The sequence below is a fragment of the Piscinibacter sp. PDB5-1 genome, assembly GCF_056676035.1.
Genome location: NZ_JBWVZL010000008.1, coordinates 1 through 18,480 on the forward strand (window position 1 = coordinate 1; position 18,480 = coordinate 18,480).

Consider the following 18,480-nt stretch of genomic DNA (forward strand, 5'->3'; position numbering starts at 1 on the left):
CGGCCAGCCTCGGGGTCGTCACGCAGAACCTGAGGTTCCCGGGGCAATACTTCGATCCGGAGTCCGGGCTCCACTACAACTTCTTCCGGGACTATGACTCGTCCATTGGGCGGTATGTGCAGTCGGATCCTATTGGGCTTGCGGGTGGGAGCATGTCGCCCTACGGTTACGCAAATGCTCAGCCAACCGGATTCATTGACCCAAGAGGTCTCTTTGTAGATACCACAGGCGCTTTCACGGGTGTTGCTGCTGTCGCCAGTGCGGGTACAGGGACATCGCTCGGCGTAGCGGCTGGTGGGATAGGCATCGCCGCAGTTGGCGGAGCAGCGGTAGGTACCGGTTTCAATCGGGTTTGGCAGCACTTCACCGGTACATCTCCTGGGGGTAGCCTCTATGACTGGCTAAATCCCAATCCCACAACTAGCTCATCCTCGACCAGCGAGGCAGCGCCTGCACCGAGTACTGCCGCCGGCGCGCCAACTCCAGTTAGCAAACCGGCGATTCCGGATGTTTGTCCAAATGATTTTTGTGAGCAACTTGCCTTAGCCGAGGCAAAAGCAGGGGCAGGTAGACCAAAAATGGGCTCGATGGGCGATGAGCCCCGCTTAATTGCCCACTACGGGGCAGGGCCTTGGAGGAAAATGGAACATACGCATATATGTTATGACGGAAGGCATCTTGTAATTCATTACTTTACAAACGGCCGCGGCAAAAACGTGGAGCTAAAATTTACCAAACGATGGTAGAACTCGAGTTAAAACTATGCCGAGAGGCAGATGAAACAGGCGAGCTCTTTCTCCGGGTAAATTCCAAGGAATTCTCCGGATGTGGCTCCGCCTGGTTTAATTTGACTGAAATTTCCAACCTTTCAGATCGACTTAATTCGTACCCCATCGACTTCAGCACCCCGGTAGATCTATTAGGCGGAATATGGAATGACGAGGCAACAAAAATAATTGAAGAGCATCTTAGAATATCAATTTCCCCCTTGGGAAATAGTGGAAAATTGATACTCAGTGCACGAGTATTTTTGCCTGACCCTCGCGTTACAGAACGGTCTTTTGGCAAGGGGATTAGGTATGACTTAATTGCAACATATTCAGAAATTCAACATCTTGCCGGCGCCCTCAAAAGGTTGACCCAAGAAGATGAGGGTGTTTTTATCGTTGATTTTTACGACGATTACTAGGGATTCGATAGCTAGTCCGCCCTGAACAACTCGCAAGCCATTGATCCGCAATGGGATTTCGACTGAGGTGTGGTGTGATATCTGCAAGGAAACGAATACTGGCCCCGCGCTTTCTTGCAAATTTTGCAGCCCATGAAGCCCCACACCCGTACCGCCCAGACCGCCGAGATGTTCCGCCCCCGCCTGGACGAGCAACTCAACATGCGGCACCCTTTGATCCGTCTGGCCGGGCTGATGGACTGGGAGTTGATCGAGCGCCACTTCGCTGGCCACTTCAGCTCGGGCCGGGGTCGCCCGGCCTTGCCACCTCGGCTGGTGGCCGGGCTGCTGTACCTGCAGCACGCCCACGATGCCTCTGACGAGTCGGTGGTCAACACCTGGCTGGAGAACCCGTACTGGCAGTTCTTCACCGGCGAGGCTTACCTGCAAACCGAGTTGCCCATCGACCCATCAAGCCTGACGCGCTGGCGTAAGCGCATCGGCGAAGAAGGCGTGGAGCTGCTGCTGGCCGTGACCATCGAGGCGGCCCGAGCCGCAGGCCTGATCAAGCGTGCCAGCCTGGACCAGGTGATGGAGGACTGGGGTCAGGTCTTGCCTTTTGCCCCTGTCCCACACAAACCCAAATCACCCTGCCCCTTCGCGCCCACTGCTCTTAAGATGCATCGCGTCTGCAACGCACTCTGTTCACCATGAAGACTGCAACACTCCCCTCCCTTCGTGTTGATCCTGAACTCCGCGACGCTGCCGAGAGCGTGCTGCGTGAAGGGGAGACGTTGTCGAGCCTGATGGAAACGGCGATGCGCGAGGCGATCCATCGGCGACGTGTGCACGCAGAGTTTTTAGCTCGTGGACTGGCGTCTGCCGAAAGTGCCAACCGTACCGGCATCTATCACCCCGCAGCCGAGGTGCATGCAGAGTTGCAGCGCAAGCTGGACCTTCGCCGCAAGCAGGTTCTCGGATGAGCGGAGGGTTTGAGGTTCGCTACACAACCGAAGCCCGAGACGACCTGCTGCGACTGTTTGATTTCTTGCTGGAGCGGGCCAAGACCGCCGAGGACTTCGATGAGGCTCAGCGGACGCTGGATACCCTGGTTCGGGAGATCGAAGGCAGTTTGAGCCGGTCCCCCTTCATCTTTCGCAAGATGAGCGAGAGCCCCTTTCTGCGCGAACTGATCATCCCGCTCGGTGCGTTTGGATACGTTGCTTTGTACGAAATCCACGCAGGGCAAAGAGTCAACGTGCTGGCGTTGCGACATCAACTCGAAGACGACTACCACTGAGCCGGCTCGGGAGCCCGCACAGACATCAGGATGAAAACGGTTCAGGTCTTGCCTTGCCCGCTGTCAGACACAAGCCCACATGGCCCGCCCCCTTCGCATCGAGTTCCCAGGCGCGCTGTATCACCTGACATCGCGGGGTGATCGGCGCGAGCCGATCTACCTCGACGACGCGGACCGGCTGGCTTGGCTGGAGGTGTTGAGCCAAGCCTGCGACCGATTCGATGCCCGCGCACTGGCGTACTGCCAGATGGGCAATCACTATCACCTCGTTCTTCATACCCGACAGGCCAATTTGTCGCTGTTGATGCGTCACCTCAACGGTGTGTACACGCAGTTGTTCAACCGCCGCCATCACAAGGTGGGGCATGTCTTTCAGGGGCGCTTCAAAGCCATCCTGGTGGACCGCGAGGCCTACATGCTCACCTTGTGCCAGTACGTCGAACTGAACCCGGTTCGTGCAGGCATCGTGTCAGGGCCGGGCGACTGGCCTTGGTCCAGCTATCGCGCGCACATCGGAGCGGCCGAAGCCCCCGACTGGCTCGACGTGTCTGGCTTGCATGGCTATCTCTTGGAGCGCACGGCGCAGGATGCGGCCGACCACGCCCTTGCCGCGCAGCGGTATGCCGAACTGGTCGCCAGTGCGCCGGGTTTGCAGATTTGGCCTGAGGGCCTGCGTCAACAGATCTTTCTGGGTGACGCCCAGTTCGTGACCCGCATGCAGGCGCTGATGACGTCAGCGCAGCAGGAGGCGGGCGATATCCCCCGGGGACAGCGCGCCACGACGAAACCGTTGAGTGCCTGGTTGGACGAAGCGCCTACGCGCGAAGAAGGCCTTCGCCGCGCGCAGGTGCTCGGTGGCTACTCAATGACATCAATGGCACGCGAGTTGGGCTTGTCGGTGTCGCGCGTAAGCCGCCTGATCGCCCGTTCAGAGCAACGGCACAAGTAGTGCCGCGGCGTCACCTGCCTGGGTTGCCCCGACCTCGTTGCCGCAACCTATTCGGTCACGGGGGTGCCTCGAGGTGGAAAGCGAATTCCTCCACCGCCGGCATGCCATCACCCACCCGCATGCGAACCCGCACCCCGCGTATGCCCCCTCGCGGATCGGTGATCGGCTCCCAATCGACCTGACCCGTGAACGGGTTGCGGTACACCTCGCGCAAATGCCGTCTCACGGTGAGGTGGCGCTTGTCGAGCACGAGGTCGTTGAAGCTGGGCGGCAAAACCTTGGCCCCGGGCGACGCGTGGTAGTAGCTGCCGATGGCCTTGACGAACTGGCGGCCGATCCAGCGTGCTTCCGCCGCCTTCTGTCGGTTGGCGGTCGTGACCCACACCTCTGATGCGGCCAGCAGACCCACGCCGAGGATGGCAATCGCCAGCAGCAGACCGATGTAGGTGAAGCCTCGGGCGCGCCGCGCGGGTTGGCGTGCACGCCTCGCCCCGGCCCTACCAGCTGGCATAGGCCGTTCCATCGTTGCCCTGCCCTGGCGCCCCACTGCGCACGTCGTAGATGCCAGGGGTGGCGCCGTCGGGGTGTGGGGCCAGCGTCCAGGTGGTGGCGCTGTCGGTCACCGGGTCCACCGGCACGCTGCGCAGGTAGCGGCGCTCGACCAGGCGGTCCAGTTGATCGGGCAGCCGGCCTGTGTCGGCCTGGTGTTTGTCGATGGCCTCGCGCAGCAAGCGCAGGTTGGTGCGCAGCGTCACTTCTTTGGACCGGTCCACCGAGTCGAAGTAGCGCGGCGCGGCAATGGCGAGCAGCGTGGCCAGGATGGCCATGACCACCAGCAACTCGATCAAGGTGAAGCCTCGTCGCAGGGCCATGGCTACCACTGCTTGTAGGGCACGCCGTTGAGCCCGACGGACTCTGAGCGCGAGTGCACGTCGTACACGTCGGCCCCAGGTTGTGGGTCTTGCGGCGGGCTGGCGTAACTGCGCGGCGCCCAGGTGGCGGCAGCGGGTTGCTGATCGGCGGGCGCGAAGGGGTCGCGGGGCAGTTGCCGCAGCAGGTAGATCTTGGTTCGCGCGGGTGCGCGAGCGTCGTCCACCCCCTCAACCAACACCTGCAGGCTCGGCGGGTAGCCCGACGCATCGGCCGGCTTGGCGATGCGGCCTTCGTCGCTGAGCCGCTTGTAGGTGTCGAGCGCGTCTCGAATTTCGCGCAGCGAGCGGCGCAGGTCTTCTTCTTGGGTGCGGCGGTGCGTCATCTCGGCCAGGGGCAGGCCGATGGTCGCGAGCACCGCCATGATGGACACCACCACCAGCAGCTCGATCAGGCTGAAGCCACGCCCTCGAAGGGCTCGCCGGCGTCGCAACTCAACACCGTTCATGGGGTCCTGGGTGACGAGGGCACGAGGGGCGGCGGCGTGAACGCGGGCTCGCTGGCCGCTGGGCTGGGCGGAACAGCGGCTGGTGGAAAGCCTTGAGGCACGGGCATCACCGCCGGCGGGATCGTTGCCGGCATGCCGGGCGGCGGGGCGAATGCAGGTTGCGCCGGCGGGAATGCCGGCGGGCGCGCGCCCTGCCCCGGCATGACCGCCGAGGGCTGCTGGGTGCGCACCGGCCCCGCAGGCCGAAGCTGGATGGGCGGGGCGCCCACGGCCGATTCGGTGCCCGAGTTGAATTCGAGCAGGCCGACACCCGGCACGTCGAGGTTGCGCACGATGCGCGGGGTGATCAACAGCACGATCTCGGTCTTGGTCTCGCTGTCTTGCGCCGCGCCGAACAGCTTGCTGACGACCGGGATTTCGTTGAGCCCCGGCACGCCGGTGTTCGAGTGGCGCTCGTCACGCTGAATGAGGCCGGCGAGGATGTTCGTTTCGCCGTCGCGCACGCGCAGTGTCGTCGAGGTGTTGCGCGTGCCCAGCCGGTAGGCCTGGGTGCCGGGTCGGCTGATGGTTTCGAGAATGCTCGACACCTCGAGTGCGATCTTCATCGAGACTTCGTCGTCGAGCGAAACGGTGGGCTCGATGTCGAGTTTCAGGCCCACGTCGAGGTAGTTGACCGATTGCGAGCTGCCGACGTTGGCGGTGTTGGTGGTGGTGATGACAGGCACCCGCTCACCGATGAGCACCTTGGCCGACTGCCGGTTGCGCACGCGCACGCGGGGGTTGGCCAGCAGGTTGGCATTGCCCGTCTGGCTGAGCAGTTGCGCCGAAATGAGGGGGTCGTTGGTGTTGAGGCGCACCATGCTGGAGTTGCGGTTGCGCAGTTCGTCGAGCCGCAGTTGGCCGCCCACGCCGTCGAGCCCGCGCACCGAGGCAGACACCGAGTCGGGCCAGCGGATGCCGAGCTCCAGCAAGCGGTTGGTGCTGACCTCGAGCACTTCGAGTTCGAGCATCACTTCGGGGTCGGCGATGTCTTGGGCCGCGATGAGCTTTTCGGCCAGGCGAATGGCCTCGGCCGAGTCGCGCACCATGACCATGTTGAGCTTCTCGTCCACCACCACTTCGCGCAGGCGGGCCATGGTCTTGAGCGCGCCCGCCACCTTGGCCGCTTCGGCGTGGTTCAGGTAGAAGCTGCGCACGACCATCTCGCGGTACTCGGCCGCCTTGGCAGGGGTGTTCGGGTAGATGAGCAGCGTGTCGTCGTCGAGCACGCGCGACTCCAACTGGTTGGTGGCCAGCAGCAAACGCATGATGTCTTCGACCGGCTTGTTGGTGACCGACAGCGTGACGCGCAGGTCGGCACGCACATCGCGCTCGATCATGTAGTTGAGGCCCGAGGCCTGTTTCAGGGCCTCGCATACCTGCAGCAGGCTCGCGTTGGTGAAGCTCAGCGACACCGGCACGCGGTAGGCCGCCTTCAGCTTGGGGTGAATGCCAAGCTCTTTGCCGGTGGCGTCGGCCTGTTGCCGCATCAACTGGCGCAGCAATTGGTTTGCCAAACGGTGGTTGGGGTTTTCAGAAAGAACCGACTGCGCAGTAGAGATGGCAGCGTCCCACTGCTGTTTGGCGCCGTTGGCGCGCGCAGCGTCGAGGGCCTTCCAGTGCCGCTCGGCAGACTCGATGCGCGTGATGCCGTTCGCGGCCCGGGCGCTGGCGGGGTCGAGCCGGCTGGCCTTGCCGACGAGGTCTTTCGCCTGGCCGAACTCGCCTTGCTCGACGGCCACCTCGGCCTGCCGCAGCAAGGCGTTGACCGACGCATCGCGCTGGATGAAATAGGTTCGGCGGTACTCAGAGTTGGCGGGCTCTTTTTCCATCGCGAGGCGCAGCTTCGCCAGGCCGGCTTCGGTCTGGCCTTCGGCCAACCGGCTCTGGCCTTCGCGAAACGCCTGATAACCGGCGCACCCACTGACAGCAAGCAGCGCGGCCAGCAAGCCGATTCGCGCCGCAGAGGCCCTGATCGAGCACAGATTTTTGATGGTGAAACTCATCGGGCAATCGCTGGAGACGGGACGGGGATTCGCCACTCGCGCTTCGTCGTCGTGTGGGTCAATGACAGGTGCTGCTTGTCGATGGCGGTCACGCGGTACTCACCGAGCAAGACAGAGCCCGGGCGAGCCAGCACGGTGCCCTGGGGGCCGCTGACGAAAAGCCCGGGGGCTTTGCCGTCGTCCCAAGTGCCGATGACTTGGAGGGGCGGCGGCGGCGGTGGGGGCGGTTCGACAGGCGGCGGTGGGGGCGCTGGCGGCGGAGGTGGCGCGGCCACCACGCGCGGCGGGGGTGGCGGGGAGGCAGGCAAGACAGGCGCGTCAACCCGTTGCGCGAACGCGTTGCCGGGGGACTGCACCCAAGACGGCACGACGGCAGATGCCGAGGGTGGCGCCGCCACGCCGGCCCGAGGCGGCGGTGCCGCACGAGCACTGGCAGGCACCCGCGCAGGCACGAGGTCGATGGCGGCATCGCCCTCAGGCGGCTTCCACACCCGCAGCGCAACCAACGCCCCCATGACCGAAAGCAGACCCAGCAAGCGCGCGTGCTTCATGGCTGTCCCTGGGCTTGATGAGCGGGTGATTGCCGTGCGTCGTCGCTGAGGAAGACCAGCAACACCAGCTCACCCTCGACCTCGACCAGTTCGCTCGCGGTTCGGTGCAGGGACAGCGAGCGCACGCCCAGGCCTTGAACCTGGCCGAGCCACTGGGCCAGCGCTGCACGCCACTGCGGATAACTGCCCTTCAAACGGGTTTGCACCGACAACGCCGCCGGCGACGACTCGGTGGCGGGGGCCAACTGGTACTCGGCTGCCGGCCAGTTGAGCCCGTTGATGACCGCGATCTGCTGAATCTGAGCCAGCACGCGCGGCACGTCTTTTGTCGAGAGCAGATCGACCGTCGGCAACGCGGCCACAGGCACGGGCGAATCCGCGCTCGGGGTCGTCAACGAAGGCTTGTTGGCATTCCAGCTGCGGTGGCCTTGCCACGACCACAGCCCCCATGCAACCGCGAGCACGAGCAAACCACAACCAGCCACGCCTGACACACCAACGACCTGGATCGAGCGAGCGAGCGCAATGCGCACCCGCAGTTGCAAGGCGGGCTTCATCGTGCGCCCCACTTGGCGATCACCTTGAACTTGAGCGCCCCACGACCGCTGGCCTCGTCAACGCCCTGCTCGTGCGACACAAGAACCGCGTCGGACACGGCCTCGGCCGGCAATGCTCTGCTGAAAGCCAGGGCGTGATCGAAGCTCGGCGCTTCAGCTTCGATCCGAAGAGCCCCTGCGGACTCGGCAGACAGGGCCAACAAGTAGACCGGCTCGACCGCCGCAGCCTCGACGGCGTGAAGCATGGGCAGCCACGGGCGGTCGATTTCGTGCCTGGCCCGGGTGAGGCGCTGCGCCTGGGCCGAGGGCACCTCGACCGGCCGACGTTGAAGCGCACGGGCACGCTCGTCAGCGACCTGCCACGCGGATTCGTGCAATTGCCGGCGTTGGGTCCAATGCGCGTTGGCCTGATGAACGATGGCCAGGGCCATGAGGCCGGCGGCCAAGAGCCACCACCCCATCTGGGGTTCGCGGCGGCGGTGCAAAAAGTCGAAGTCACGCGCGCTCATGGCTGCACCTGGGTTCGAGATCTGCTGAACCAGCCCGTGTTCACCGCACCGCCAGACAGCGAACACCACTGCGAGGGGTGACTGCCAGCCGCAAGAGCCTCCCAGCAAGCGGCCGAGGCCGGAGCGGTCGGATCAAGCACGCCGCACCGCAGGCTTTCCACCTGCACAACAGCGCCCAGATCATCTGTGGCGTCGAGGGGGACAGCCGGGTTCAGGACGACAACGCGCCCACCCTCCATGCGGGCAAGAATCGCGCGGTCTTGCTCAGACCAAAGCCACCAGCCCGTCTTCGCAGGCCACGAAGCTTCCGGGCGAAGTCGCTGCCGGCCCCACATGAACGCGGGCAGCAAAGCTGTGACCGACACGCCCGCTTCTTGTGCAGCAGTAGTGAAGATGCGCTGAACACGTGACGCCAGCCCGCCGCCCAAGACAGTTCGCTCACCGGGCCGAAAGTCCACCCGCACGGCCCACTCGTCGCCGCTGTCGAACAACTGGTTCAGCCTATGGCGGACCAACCCTTCGGCCTGGTCTGTGTTCCACAACACAGCGCCGGTGTCGGCAAGCACCACTGGCAACCATGCAGACTCAACCACCAGCACCACCGACCGGATGTTCGCTTCGACGAGGGCTGCGCGAACGGCCTCTCTCAAGGCTTGCAGTCGATCAGGCTCTGCCGGCATCGCATGCCGCGCGGCCATCGCGAACCCATGTGGCGCATGCGTCCAGCGCTCGACCGAGCGCCGGCCGATGCGCAAGACATCACTCGCTCTCGTCACCTCAGGCCGCCACACGTTCAACCTCTTCCATGGTGGTCAAGCCCTGGGCAACGGCATCGAGCGCCTGATCGCGCAGGCTGCGCCAGCCGTTTCGCTCGGCCTCTTGCTGAAGTTCATGTTGGGGTGCGCGACGGGCCACCAGGTCTTTCAGGGTGGGTGACATCGTGAGCAGCTCACCCAACGCGAAACGCCCGGCGTACCCCGTGCCTCGGCAACGCTCGCACCCCACCGGTGCCCAGCGCGAGGGGTGGCCTGCATCGACCGGCGTTCGCACCGCGCAGTGGCCACACAGCTTGCGCATCAGTCGCTGGGCAAGAATGCCGTTGATGGCCGACGCGAAGGTGTAGGGGTCAATGCCGAATTGGTCGAACCGACCGACCACGTCGAACACGGTGTTGGCATGCACCGTGGTGAAAACGAGGTGGCCGGTCAACGCGGACTGCACGGCAATCTGGGCCGTTTCGGCGTCGCGGATCTCACCCACCAGGATCTTGTCGGGGTCGTGCCGAAGAATGGACCGTAGCCCACGCGCGAAGGTCAGGCCCTTGCGCTCGTTGACCGGAATCTGCAGCACACCCGGGAGCTGGTACTCGACAGGGTCTTCGATCGTGATGATCTTGTCGCGCGATTGGTGGGTTTCTGCGATGGCCGCATACAGAGTGGTTGTCTTGCCCGAGCCCGTGGGCCCAGTCACGAGCAGCATGCCGTGGGGCTTGCGACAAAGCGCATGCAGCGCCGTGCGCGCGTCTTCGCTGAAACCGAGCTTTTCGAGCGTCAAACCCGCGAGACTCTGGGCGAGGTGCTCGCGGTCGAGGATTCGAAGCACCGCGTCTTCGCCATGGATGCTGGGCATGACCGACACCCGCACGTCGATGGCGCGCCCTTGGTAGCCGATCTGCAGGCGCCCGTCTTGCGGCACGCGCCGTTCGGCGATGTCGAGCTGCGCCATCACCTTGATGCGGCTGATCGACTGCGCCCCCAACTCAACACTTTCCAGGCGCCGCATCGCCGTCAAGACCCCATCGATGCGGAACTTCACCGCCAGCCCCGATGGGTCGCATTCCAGGTGCACGTCCGAGGCGCCCACCTTCAAAGCGTCATAGAGCGTTGAATTGACGAAGCGTACGGCGGGGCTTTCTTCTGCGCCGATGTCTTGAAGGCGCAGGCGCTCGGGGCCTGCCGCGTCGGCGCTCACCACGGCCGATGTCCCCAGCACAACGCTGTCAAGCGCGGTCATGGTCGTCTCGACACGCTGAAGCCAGGCCTCGAAGGTTTCATGGCTGGCCAAGTAGACAGACAGCGTGCCAAAGCGGCTCAAGGCCCAGGCGGGGGTGTCCACATCGAACGGATCGGTCACCAGCAGGTAAACATTGGCCGATCCGTCGTGAAAGAGCGCACAGCGCCGACGCACACACTCTGCAAAGGGCAGCAAGTCGAGCTGAGGCACCCAAGCGGCCATGTCGTGAAGCTGCACCAGCGGCAGGCCCAGGCGGTGGGCCAGTTCGTCGAGTAGCGCTGCCGGGTCTGCAGTGGCTTGCATCAGGCCGCGCAATACGTCCGCCTGCTTGCGTGCACGTTCAACGGCCACGAGGCGGAGCAAAGCGTCCGAAGCATTCTCTGGCGTGCGCGGTCGCGGCGTGCGGCCGAAGCGGCCCACCAAGGACCGCGCGCGGCGCCAAGCAGCCGGCCACAGGTTGGTGTCCCCGCTCATTGAATTGCCGCAGCCAGTTCGAAGATGGGCAGATACATCAGCACCACCACGAGACCGACGCCGGTTCCGATCAGCACCATCACGAGCGGCTCGAAGGCGCGCAGAAAGCGCTCCAGCTCACGCGTGAATTCGACCTCGTGAAAGTGGGCCACCCGCGACAACACGCCTCCGAGATCGCCCGTGCGCTCGCCGGCCAGCATGAGTTGCAGCGCGACAGGCGTGGCCATCTCGCCATGCTCGTGGGCAGCCGACGGCGTCATGCCTCGCTCGACCGCATCGAGCACCGCCTGGCCGCCTGGGCGCAGTCCCGCCGGCAACAAGCCGTTGGCCAACTTGAGCGCTTGCGGAAGCGGAATGCCCCCCTGGAGCAACATGCCGGTGGCTCGATACCACTGCGACAAGAAGTAGGTCGTCAGGCGACGACGCAAAGGCTCCCAGCGGAGCACCGCGCGTGCTGCTCGGGTGCGAGCGCCTGCCGATCGGAGCATCCAAAAAACCGCAGCGCCACACGCGGCAAGGGCCACAACGGCCCAAGTGCCAGAGGCACGCAGGGCATGCGACCACGCAATCATGACTTGCGCGGACCAGGGCAACTCACCCGACATCCCCTCGAACACCCGAGAGAACCTCGGCATCACATAGAAGAGCAGAAACAACAACACCAAGGTACCGACGGCCGTCAGCACCACCGGGTAGATGGCCGTAGACGTCAAACGGTGACGCAGTTCTTGCACACGCCGGGCATGGTCGAGGTAGCGAGAGAGCGCCTGAGGCAGGTCCGATGTCAACTCAGACGCACCGACCAAGGCCACCAACAAAGGAGGAAAGACCGGGTCTGCGGCCAGCGCCTTCGAGAAGCTGTTGCCCTCGCGCAGCTGGGTCTCGATCCGGCCGAGCGTTTCAGACGTTCTGTGGCTTGAGCCGCGCTGGAGTGCCGACAGTGCCTCGATGACGCTGAGACCGGCCACAACCAAGTCTCGCAACTGCTCAACAAAAACCACGATGTCGATGGCTTGCGAACCTCGGCCACCGCGCCGCAAAGACCAGAAAAGCGAGCGGCAAGACAGCACGACCAGGCCCTGCCGCTGCGCCTGTTCGACGGCATCGCCGGCACTCGCCGCATCCAGGTGCAACAAGCGGGGCGACGATCGTCCTTCAGCAACGGTCAACTCGAATTTCATCGCACGGGGTGCTAGCGCCCGGAGTCCCAAACGCTGATGTCACTGCTCTCGGCACTGCCCCCGCGTTGGCCGTCTTTGCCCAGCGAAAGAAGCTCGAAATCTCGGCCCTTCTCGCCCGGTTGCTGGTACAGGTACGCACGACCCCACGGATCCAAAGGAACAGCCTTGGCGAGATACGGGCCCGACCACTTCGCTTCATCTTGCGGGCGTTCGACGAGTGCCCTCAAGCCCTGCTCAGTCGTCGGAAAGCGCCCCGTGTCGAGACGGTAGGTCGATAACGCCTTGTCCAGCGCATCCAGCTGCGCCTTGGTGGCCTTGACCTCGCTCTTTCCGATCTGCTCGAAAAATCGTGGCGCGACATAGCTGGCCAACAAGCCAATGATGACCATCACCACCAAAAGCTCCAACAAAGTGAAGCCGGTAGGGCGCCGGTGAAACCGCAGAGAGGGCTTCGACTGAATTTGGCGGGATCGCGCCTCACAAACAGCAAAACAGCGCATGTTTCCGTAGCAAATAGGGCGCGCGATGTTGCGCAAGCGGCCTGCCTCAGGCGGCAAAGAGTCGCGAATGGTAGCGGACGTCGGTTTGGCAGAATGCACCCCGTTCTTGGGGTGTCGCCTGGCCGGCTGAGGCCTACCATTCGCCCTCACATCGACATCCACGATGGGGCGCAACGCCCTCAGGCGTGGCTACCGCGTGCAACGCGCCAGCGTCGCACCAGGCAATACAAAGAAGCAAGGCACAAGCACCCCAGAGTGCACGCCAGGGAGGTCATTTGCAAAGAAGCACCCGAAGCGGGCCGTGTCGCGCACGGCCCGTGCGTTTTCGACTTGAGTCCGCAGAAAGCCCCACGCTAACCGCAAGGTCGTCACACCCATCGAAGAAGAGTGCGGTTGCTTTGACCTGCACAGTTGCGCTTCTATCGGCAGTGTGGCCCGAGGCCGCTCGTGCTGGAACTGCGGCAATCCGCACGGCAGAAAAGCCTAGCTGGCTCGTGCGTAACAGTGGGCCCGCATACGACACACTCGAAGAGGCTTTCGCGTCAGTGCAGGCTCAATACGCTGAAGGTTGCGCCCGCCCTGGAGCCCTCGTTCGGATCGAGGTCTCGAACCTACGACCGACGCCCACCTCGCCTCTTATCAACGGGATACCCAGCGAATACCGCTGGAGTTGGTCGTCGTGGTTCTGTTCGAATGGTCAAGCCCAAACGACAAACTCCACTGACGGGCCAATAGTCCTGCACCCTCGTTGCCCGGACGGACTGGGATGGACGACCCAAGTTCGATCTGCTGGGGTCTCCGCACAGACTCGATGGTGCGAAAAGACGTTGACGATCGCTGAACCGAACCCCCGGCAATGCGGAGGATGGCGAGGCAACCCGATCCACACCCCAACTGGCATCAAGCAGCAATCCGAAGTTGACTATCAATCCACTACAGGGCTGCTCCGGTACGAACGCACCTACCGGAGTGACATCGGCCGCTTTACGTCGATCACCTCATCCTCGGGCTTTTATGACTATTCGGGCAATTTCGGTTCGTTGCAGCAGGGGTGCGTGAATGAACGCTACCTTAGATCAAGTACTGAACTCTCGTCGTACTGTTTCCCGGTGATCGCCACTGAGCAGCCAAGCACCCTTTTGTGGACAGAGAAGGGTCAGTTGATCAGTTTCGACCTGGCGTCGGGGCAAGCGATGCCCGACGCAAATGTGAGCATTCGGCCAGTGAAGGTCGTCGATGCAACAGGAACAACGCGCTGGCGATTGACCCGCGACAACAACACGATGGAGGTGTATTCGGCCACTGGTGCGCTGCTCAATCGAACCACTGCGGACGGCAGGAGCACTGTTTACACATACTCGACTGACAGCACGCCCGCCGACGTTGCTCCACGCCCCGGATTGCTGGTGTCAAAAACAGAGCGCTCTGGTCGCGCCTTGCGCTTCGTTTACGAGAGCAGCGGGCGGATGATCCAAATGTTTGATCCCGCCGATCAGCGCTATGAATACACACACGACGATGTGTCGCCGGGCTGCAATCTCGGGGGCTGTGACCGTGTCGTGAAGGTTCGGTACCCGGATGGTGCGGCGCGGCAGTACCTGTACAACGAGGCGGATCTCGTCGCAGCCACGACGGCACCGAATCCGCCATTGTTGACGGGCATCGAAGAAATTTGGCCAGAAGCAGCGGCCTCCGCGTCCAAGATTGTGCGCATCGGAACGTACGGCTATGGCTCGAGCGGCCGAGCCACACTCACCCAGTCTGCAAACGGAATAAACCGCTACACGACCACCCAACCCAACGCCTGGGCCGTCGTCACCACGAACCCATTGGGAGTGGAGAGCACAACTTCGTTCAAGAAGCTGCTTGAGACCATTTACATCACCGGTGAATCTCAGCCCGCTGGTAGCGGTTGTGCAGCCAGCACTCAGAGCATGAGCTACGACGCCAACGGCAACGTGGCCAGCCGAGATGACTTCAACAGCAAGCGCGCGTGTTTTGACAACGACCTGAGCCGCAACCTGGAGATCACCCGGGTCGAAGGCCTCAGCAACACCAGCGACTGCGCCTCAGTCACACCCGTTGGCGTTGCGCTTCCAGCCGGCAGCCGCAAGGTGAGCACCGAATGGCACTCCGACTGGCGCCTGGAGAAGCGTGTTTCTGAACCCGGTCGCCTGACGACGAAGGTCTACAACGGCCAACCCGACCCCTTCGCTGGTGGCGCGGTCGCCTCGTGCGCTCCGACCGACGCCCTGCTGCCCGACGGCAAGCCCATCGCCGTGCTGTGCAAGACCGTCGAGCAGGCCACCACCGACACCAACGGTTCTGCCGGCTTCACCGCCACGCTGCAACCCAACGTGCCCGCCCGGCAAACCACCTGGACCTACAACCGCTGGGGCCAAGTCCTCACCGAAGACGGCCCGCGCACCGATGTGTCCGACGTCACCACCTACGCCTACTACTCGGACACCGTGTTCGAAGGCGAAGGCTCGGCCGCCCGGGGCCACTTCCTGGGTGACCTTGCCTCGGTCACCAACGCCGCCGGGCGCGTCACCCAGTTCACCCACTACAACAAGCACGGCCAGGTGCTGCGCAGCGTGGACCCTAACGGCGTCATCTCCGAGCACACCTACGACCTGCGCCAGCACCTCTTGAGCACCACCGTCGCCGGACAGACCACCACCTACGCCTACGACCCCGTCGGACAGTTGAAGCGCGTCACCCTGCCCGACTCCAGCTGGGTCGGCTACGACTACGACGACGCCCACCGCCTCGTCGCCGTCTACGACCACCGGGGCAACCGCACCGACTACACCCTCGACAACGCCGGCAACCGCACCCACGAAATCACCAAGGACCCCGCCGGGGCCCTCAAACGACAACTCGAACGCAGCATCGACGCCCTCGGGCGTGTGCAACAGACCACCGGAAGGGAGTGAGGACCATGATCTCGATTCGATTCGGCCGCCGAGGCCCATCTGGATGCCTGGGGCTTGTTGAAACGGCAGCGTCCGCTCGAACAGTTCGCAGCCTCCTGACTCGAATGTTGCTGGGGGCGGCCATCGCCGCAAGTGTTCATGCAATCGCCCATGCAGACATCTTTCGCACTCCTATGGGCACCGGCGTCATTGAGGCCGAAAGCCCCAGTGAGCTTTGCATCATGTACGGCGATGCAAGAGTCGCGTACAGCCAAGGTAATCCTGCGGATAACAACAAGTGGGTTCTGTGGGATTCAATGGCAGTGCCCCCAGCCTTATCTCCCGCTCCGAATGGGTGTACCCCCATTGGCTCGTGCACTCTCACACTTCAAGCAGAGAGCGGATATCGGGGGCCTGTGTCGACCTCTATCGATCAGTGCTCGACCGCTTGCCCGCCCGGCCAGCAGTGGGCTACTGCCGTCGCAGCTTGTCGACCTGTGGTGGACGAGGTTCCTCCAGAAACTCTTCCCCCTGGCGGTACTGGCCGTGCTGGTGGTGCTGGTGGTGCTGGTGATTCTTGTGCCGGCAACCCCATCTATCCGCTGCGCGGCACCAAGCGAGAGTCGCTCGACACGGGACTAAGGGTCGGATCAACGGTGTTGCGATTCACATACGACACGACGCCAAACGCCCAAGGTGCAGTGGCTACGAATGTCAAACCAAGTGTGTTAGGTCGGTTGTGGTCTAGCAACTTGCATCGCAAGGTCCTTGTGCAGGGACCTCAACTTGGAGCACTGGTTTCTCTTGGCAATGGCTATACAGAAAGCTTTGACGGTGATGGGGCTGGAAACTACTTTGCGAAGCAGGACAGTCGCAATCGATTGACCACAATCAACCAGGGTTTCCGCTACTTCAATGCCTCCGACTTGAGCGAGGAGACCTATGACTCCCAAGGAGCTCTCTTACGAATCGACTGGGTCAACGGCGACCGAATTGATTTCGTCTACAGCAGTGCAACTCCCACAAGCCAAGCACCCGGGCCGGGTTTTTTACTTCTAGTACGTGAGATCGGCGGCCGCTCGATCAGCTTCAGCTACAACACTCAGGGAAGGCTTGCGCAGATCGAAGACATTGCGGGTCAGAAGATTGAACTGTCGTATGACGCCCAGGAAAACTTGGCTGGCGTGAGGTGGACTGACGGAACATTGCGCACTTATCAATACGAAGACGCAGCGTTGCCGTGGGCATTGACGGGCATTGTTGATGAACTGCCCCGACGCTACGCCACGTTTGGCTACGCGCAAACGGGGCAAGCGATTTCGACTGAGTATGCGGGCGGTGCGAATCGCTACTCGGCAAGTTATAGCAACTTGCCCAGGGTCACCGAGAGTGCTTATTACGACAGCGCACGTCAGGCACTGATCCGAACCCAGAAATGGAATGCACCTGAGGGCGCCATATTGACGACCCCTCTCGGCGTCAGCACTTCGCTTGGTACGACGATCGTCAATGGCAAGACGTACCTGACCAGTCAAAGCCAGCCTGCCGGTTCAGGTTGTTCGGCCAGCACGCGCGTACAGAGCTTCGACGCAAATGGTAACTTGGCCATTCGAGACGACTTCAACGGAAAGCGAGCGTGCTTCTCGTACGACTTGAGCCGCAACTTGGAGACGACGAGGGTTGAGGGTTTGCTGCCCAGTGCGTCGTGCGATGCGGTGTCCCTGGTTGGGTCGATCCTGCCCGCAGGCAGCCGCAAGATTGCCACGCAGTGGCACCCAGACTGGCCCCTCGAGAAAAAGCGCTCTGAGCCAGGCCGAGCGTCAGTCAACGTCTACAACGGACAAGCAGATCCATTTAACAACGGTAGCGTCGCAAATTGCGCACCTAGCGCGGCAATTCTTCCGGACGGGAAACCGCTGCCGCTGTTATGCAAGCGGGTGCAACTAGCCACGACCGACACCGATGGCCAGCAAGGTCTTGCGGTTGTTGGGGTGTCGCCCAGCCCTGCTACTGATCCAGCAACCAAGTTGCTGCTGCGTGGCGAAGGAGTTGCAGGTAGCGTTCTATTCACCGATTCATCAAATTCTGGGCGAACGCCAAGCAGCGTGGGTACCCCTGTGAGCGTTGACACCGCAAATGCAAAAAACGGGTCTGGCGCCATCAACTTCACAGGAGGTTACCTTCTCTATCCTGCGTCTGCGGACTTCGATATGGGGGCTGGGGATTTCACCGTTGAGACGTGGGCCAAGTTCAACAGTAGTTCGGTCGGTTCTCGTGTCGTGCTTTTTGCTCAATCAGATTCCAATGGGGCCAACGGCACGTTCAGCGTGGGAAAGACAACAACTGACGTTCTGGTGGCCTCGCTCTTCACGGATGCGGGCGTATTCGTGTTCACCGGAACCGCACCAATTGCAGCCAACACTTGGTATCACCTGGCATTGGTTCGCTCGGGCGATACGCTGCGCCTTTACCTTGACGGAACTGTCGAAGCTGGCGGCGCGGTCTCGGGGACCATACCAACCAGGACAACACGTTTCGGTGTGGGTCAGGCCGGCGAGTACGGTTATTCGTATGGCGGGTTCTATGGCACCCGGATGATGGGTTGGTTCGATGATTTCCGGGTCATAAAGGGCGTCGCGCGATACACCGCCGCTTTCACTCCACAGAGCCTGCCTCTGCCATCGGAAGACCCTCTGATTGCGCCTGGTGTATCCGCATTGGTGGATTGGAATGTCGGGGCTCGCACTTGGTCTTGGACCTACAACGAACGCGGCCAAGTGCTCACCGAAGACGGCCCGCGCACCGACGTCTCCGATGTCACCACCTACGCCTACTACTCGGACACCGTGTTCGAGGGCGAAGGCGCGGCCGCCCGGGGCCACTTCCTGGGTGACCTCGCCTCGGTCACCAACGCCGCCGGGCGCGTCACCCAGTTCA

Annotated in this window: 17 protein-coding genes and 1 pseudogene; 8 read left to right on the forward strand and 10 right to left on the reverse strand. The window is 62.8% G+C overall.

Annotated elements, in window-relative coordinates:
• Positions 1 to 29: 29 nt before the first annotated feature.
• The 6 genes and pseudogenes from AC1KAT_RS21850 to AC1KAT_RS21875 all read left to right on the forward strand — a co-directional run bounded on the left by AC1KAT_RS21850 (position 30) and on the right by AC1KAT_RS21875 (position 3,417).
• Positions 30 to 746 carry an RHS repeat-associated core domain-containing protein gene (locus tag AC1KAT_RS21850; RefSeq protein ID WP_480329447.1) on the forward strand — a complete coding sequence of 239 codons (717 nt, stop codon included), beginning with the start codon at positions 30 to 32 and terminating at the stop codon, positions 744 to 746.
• Positions 740 to 1,189 carry a hypothetical protein gene (locus AC1KAT_RS21855; protein WP_480329415.1) on the forward strand — a complete coding sequence of 150 codons (450 nt, stop codon included), beginning with the start codon at positions 740 to 742 and terminating at the stop codon, positions 1,187 to 1,189. Before AC1KAT_RS21850 ends, AC1KAT_RS21855 begins: the two co-directional genes overlap by 7 nt.
• A gap of 132 nt (positions 1,190 to 1,321) precedes the next feature.
• Positions 1,322 to 1,768: pseudogene (locus tag AC1KAT_RS21860) on the forward strand (transposase); the annotation flags it as partial.
• A gap of 110 nt (positions 1,769 to 1,878) precedes the next feature.
• Positions 1,879 to 2,151 (forward strand): YlcI/YnfO family protein, encoded by a 273-nt coding sequence (locus AC1KAT_RS21865; RefSeq protein WP_480329417.1) that lies wholly within the window; start codon positions 1,879 to 1,881, stop codon positions 2,149 to 2,151.
• On the forward strand, positions 2,148 to 2,468 hold the full coding sequence (locus tag AC1KAT_RS21870) for a type II toxin-antitoxin system RelE/ParE family toxin (protein WP_480329419.1): 321 nt from the start codon (positions 2,148 to 2,150) through the stop codon (positions 2,466 to 2,468). The genes AC1KAT_RS21865 and AC1KAT_RS21870 overlap by 4 nt, the downstream gene beginning before the upstream one ends.
• A 79-nt stretch (positions 2,469 to 2,547) precedes the next feature.
• Positions 2,548 to 3,417, forward strand: coding sequence for a transposase (locus AC1KAT_RS21875; protein WP_480329421.1), 870 nt, complete (start codon positions 2,548 to 2,550; stop codon positions 3,415 to 3,417).
• Between the two features lie 55 nt (positions 3,418 to 3,472).
• Here AC1KAT_RS21875 and AC1KAT_RS21880 read toward each other — a convergent pair whose 3' ends face one another.
• From AC1KAT_RS21880 to gspG, 10 genes are all read right to left on the reverse strand, one after another.
• On the reverse strand, positions 3,473 to 3,928 hold the full coding sequence (locus tag AC1KAT_RS21880; RefSeq protein ID WP_480329423.1) for a type II secretion system protein: 456 nt from the start codon (positions 3,926 to 3,928) through the stop codon (positions 3,473 to 3,475).
• Entirely contained in the window at positions 3,915 to 4,289 is a 375-nt protein-coding gene (locus AC1KAT_RS21885; RefSeq protein ID WP_480329425.1) for a type II secretion system protein, read from the reverse strand. Before AC1KAT_RS21885 ends, AC1KAT_RS21880 begins: the two co-directional genes overlap by 14 nt.
• Before the next feature lie 2 nt (positions 4,290 to 4,291).
• On the reverse strand, positions 4,292 to 4,795 hold the full coding sequence (locus AC1KAT_RS21890; RefSeq protein WP_480329427.1) for a type II secretion system protein: 504 nt from the start codon (positions 4,793 to 4,795) through the stop codon (positions 4,292 to 4,294).
• A complete protein-coding gene (locus tag AC1KAT_RS21895; protein WP_480329429.1) occupies positions 4,792 to 6,714 on the reverse strand; it encodes a secretin N-terminal domain-containing protein in 1,923 nt (640 codons plus the stop codon). Before AC1KAT_RS21895 ends, AC1KAT_RS21890 begins: the two co-directional genes overlap by 4 nt.
• Before the next feature lie 673 nt (positions 6,715 to 7,387).
• Positions 7,388 to 7,948, reverse strand: coding sequence for a hypothetical protein (locus AC1KAT_RS21900; protein ID WP_480329431.1), 561 nt, complete (start codon positions 7,946 to 7,948; stop codon positions 7,388 to 7,390).
• Complete coding sequence (locus AC1KAT_RS21905) at positions 7,945 to 8,379, reverse strand: hypothetical protein (RefSeq protein ID WP_480329433.1); 435 nt, start codon at positions 8,377 to 8,379, stop codon at positions 7,945 to 7,947. Before AC1KAT_RS21905 ends, AC1KAT_RS21900 begins: the two co-directional genes overlap by 4 nt.
• A gap of 74 nt (positions 8,380 to 8,453) precedes the next feature.
• On the reverse strand, positions 8,454 to 9,212 hold the full coding sequence (locus AC1KAT_RS21910; RefSeq protein WP_480329435.1) for a hypothetical protein: 759 nt from the start codon (positions 9,210 to 9,212) through the stop codon (positions 8,454 to 8,456).
• A gap of 22 nt (positions 9,213 to 9,234) precedes the next feature.
• Positions 9,235 to 10,773, reverse strand: coding sequence for a GspE/PulE family protein (locus tag AC1KAT_RS21915; protein WP_480329437.1), 1,539 nt, complete (start codon positions 10,771 to 10,773; stop codon positions 9,235 to 9,237).
• 167 nt (positions 10,774 to 10,940) lie between these two features.
• Positions 10,941 to 12,125 (reverse strand): type II secretion system F family protein, encoded by a 1,185-nt coding sequence (locus AC1KAT_RS21920; protein ID WP_480329439.1) that lies wholly within the window; start codon positions 12,123 to 12,125, stop codon positions 10,941 to 10,943.
• An 11-nt stretch (positions 12,126 to 12,136) separates the two neighbouring features.
• The gene (gene gspG / locus AC1KAT_RS21925) at positions 12,137 to 12,661 is read right to left on the reverse strand and encodes a type II secretion system major pseudopilin GspG (RefSeq protein ID WP_480329441.1); all 525 of its coding nucleotides are present in this window, start codon (positions 12,659 to 12,661) and stop codon (positions 12,137 to 12,139) included.
• A 791-nt stretch (positions 12,662 to 13,452) separates the two neighbouring features.
• Here gspG and AC1KAT_RS21930 point away from each other — a divergent pair.
• Both AC1KAT_RS21930 and AC1KAT_RS21935 read left to right on the forward strand, forming a co-directional pair.
• The gene (locus AC1KAT_RS21930; RefSeq protein WP_480329443.1) at positions 13,453 to 15,564 is read left to right on the forward strand and encodes an RHS repeat domain-containing protein; all 2,112 of its coding nucleotides are present in this window, start codon (positions 13,453 to 13,455) and stop codon (positions 15,562 to 15,564) included.
• 860 nt (positions 15,565 to 16,424) lie between these two features.
• The coding region (locus AC1KAT_RS21935; protein WP_480329445.1) for a LamG domain-containing protein at positions 16,425 to 18,480 on the forward strand (2,056 nt) is incomplete at its 3' end.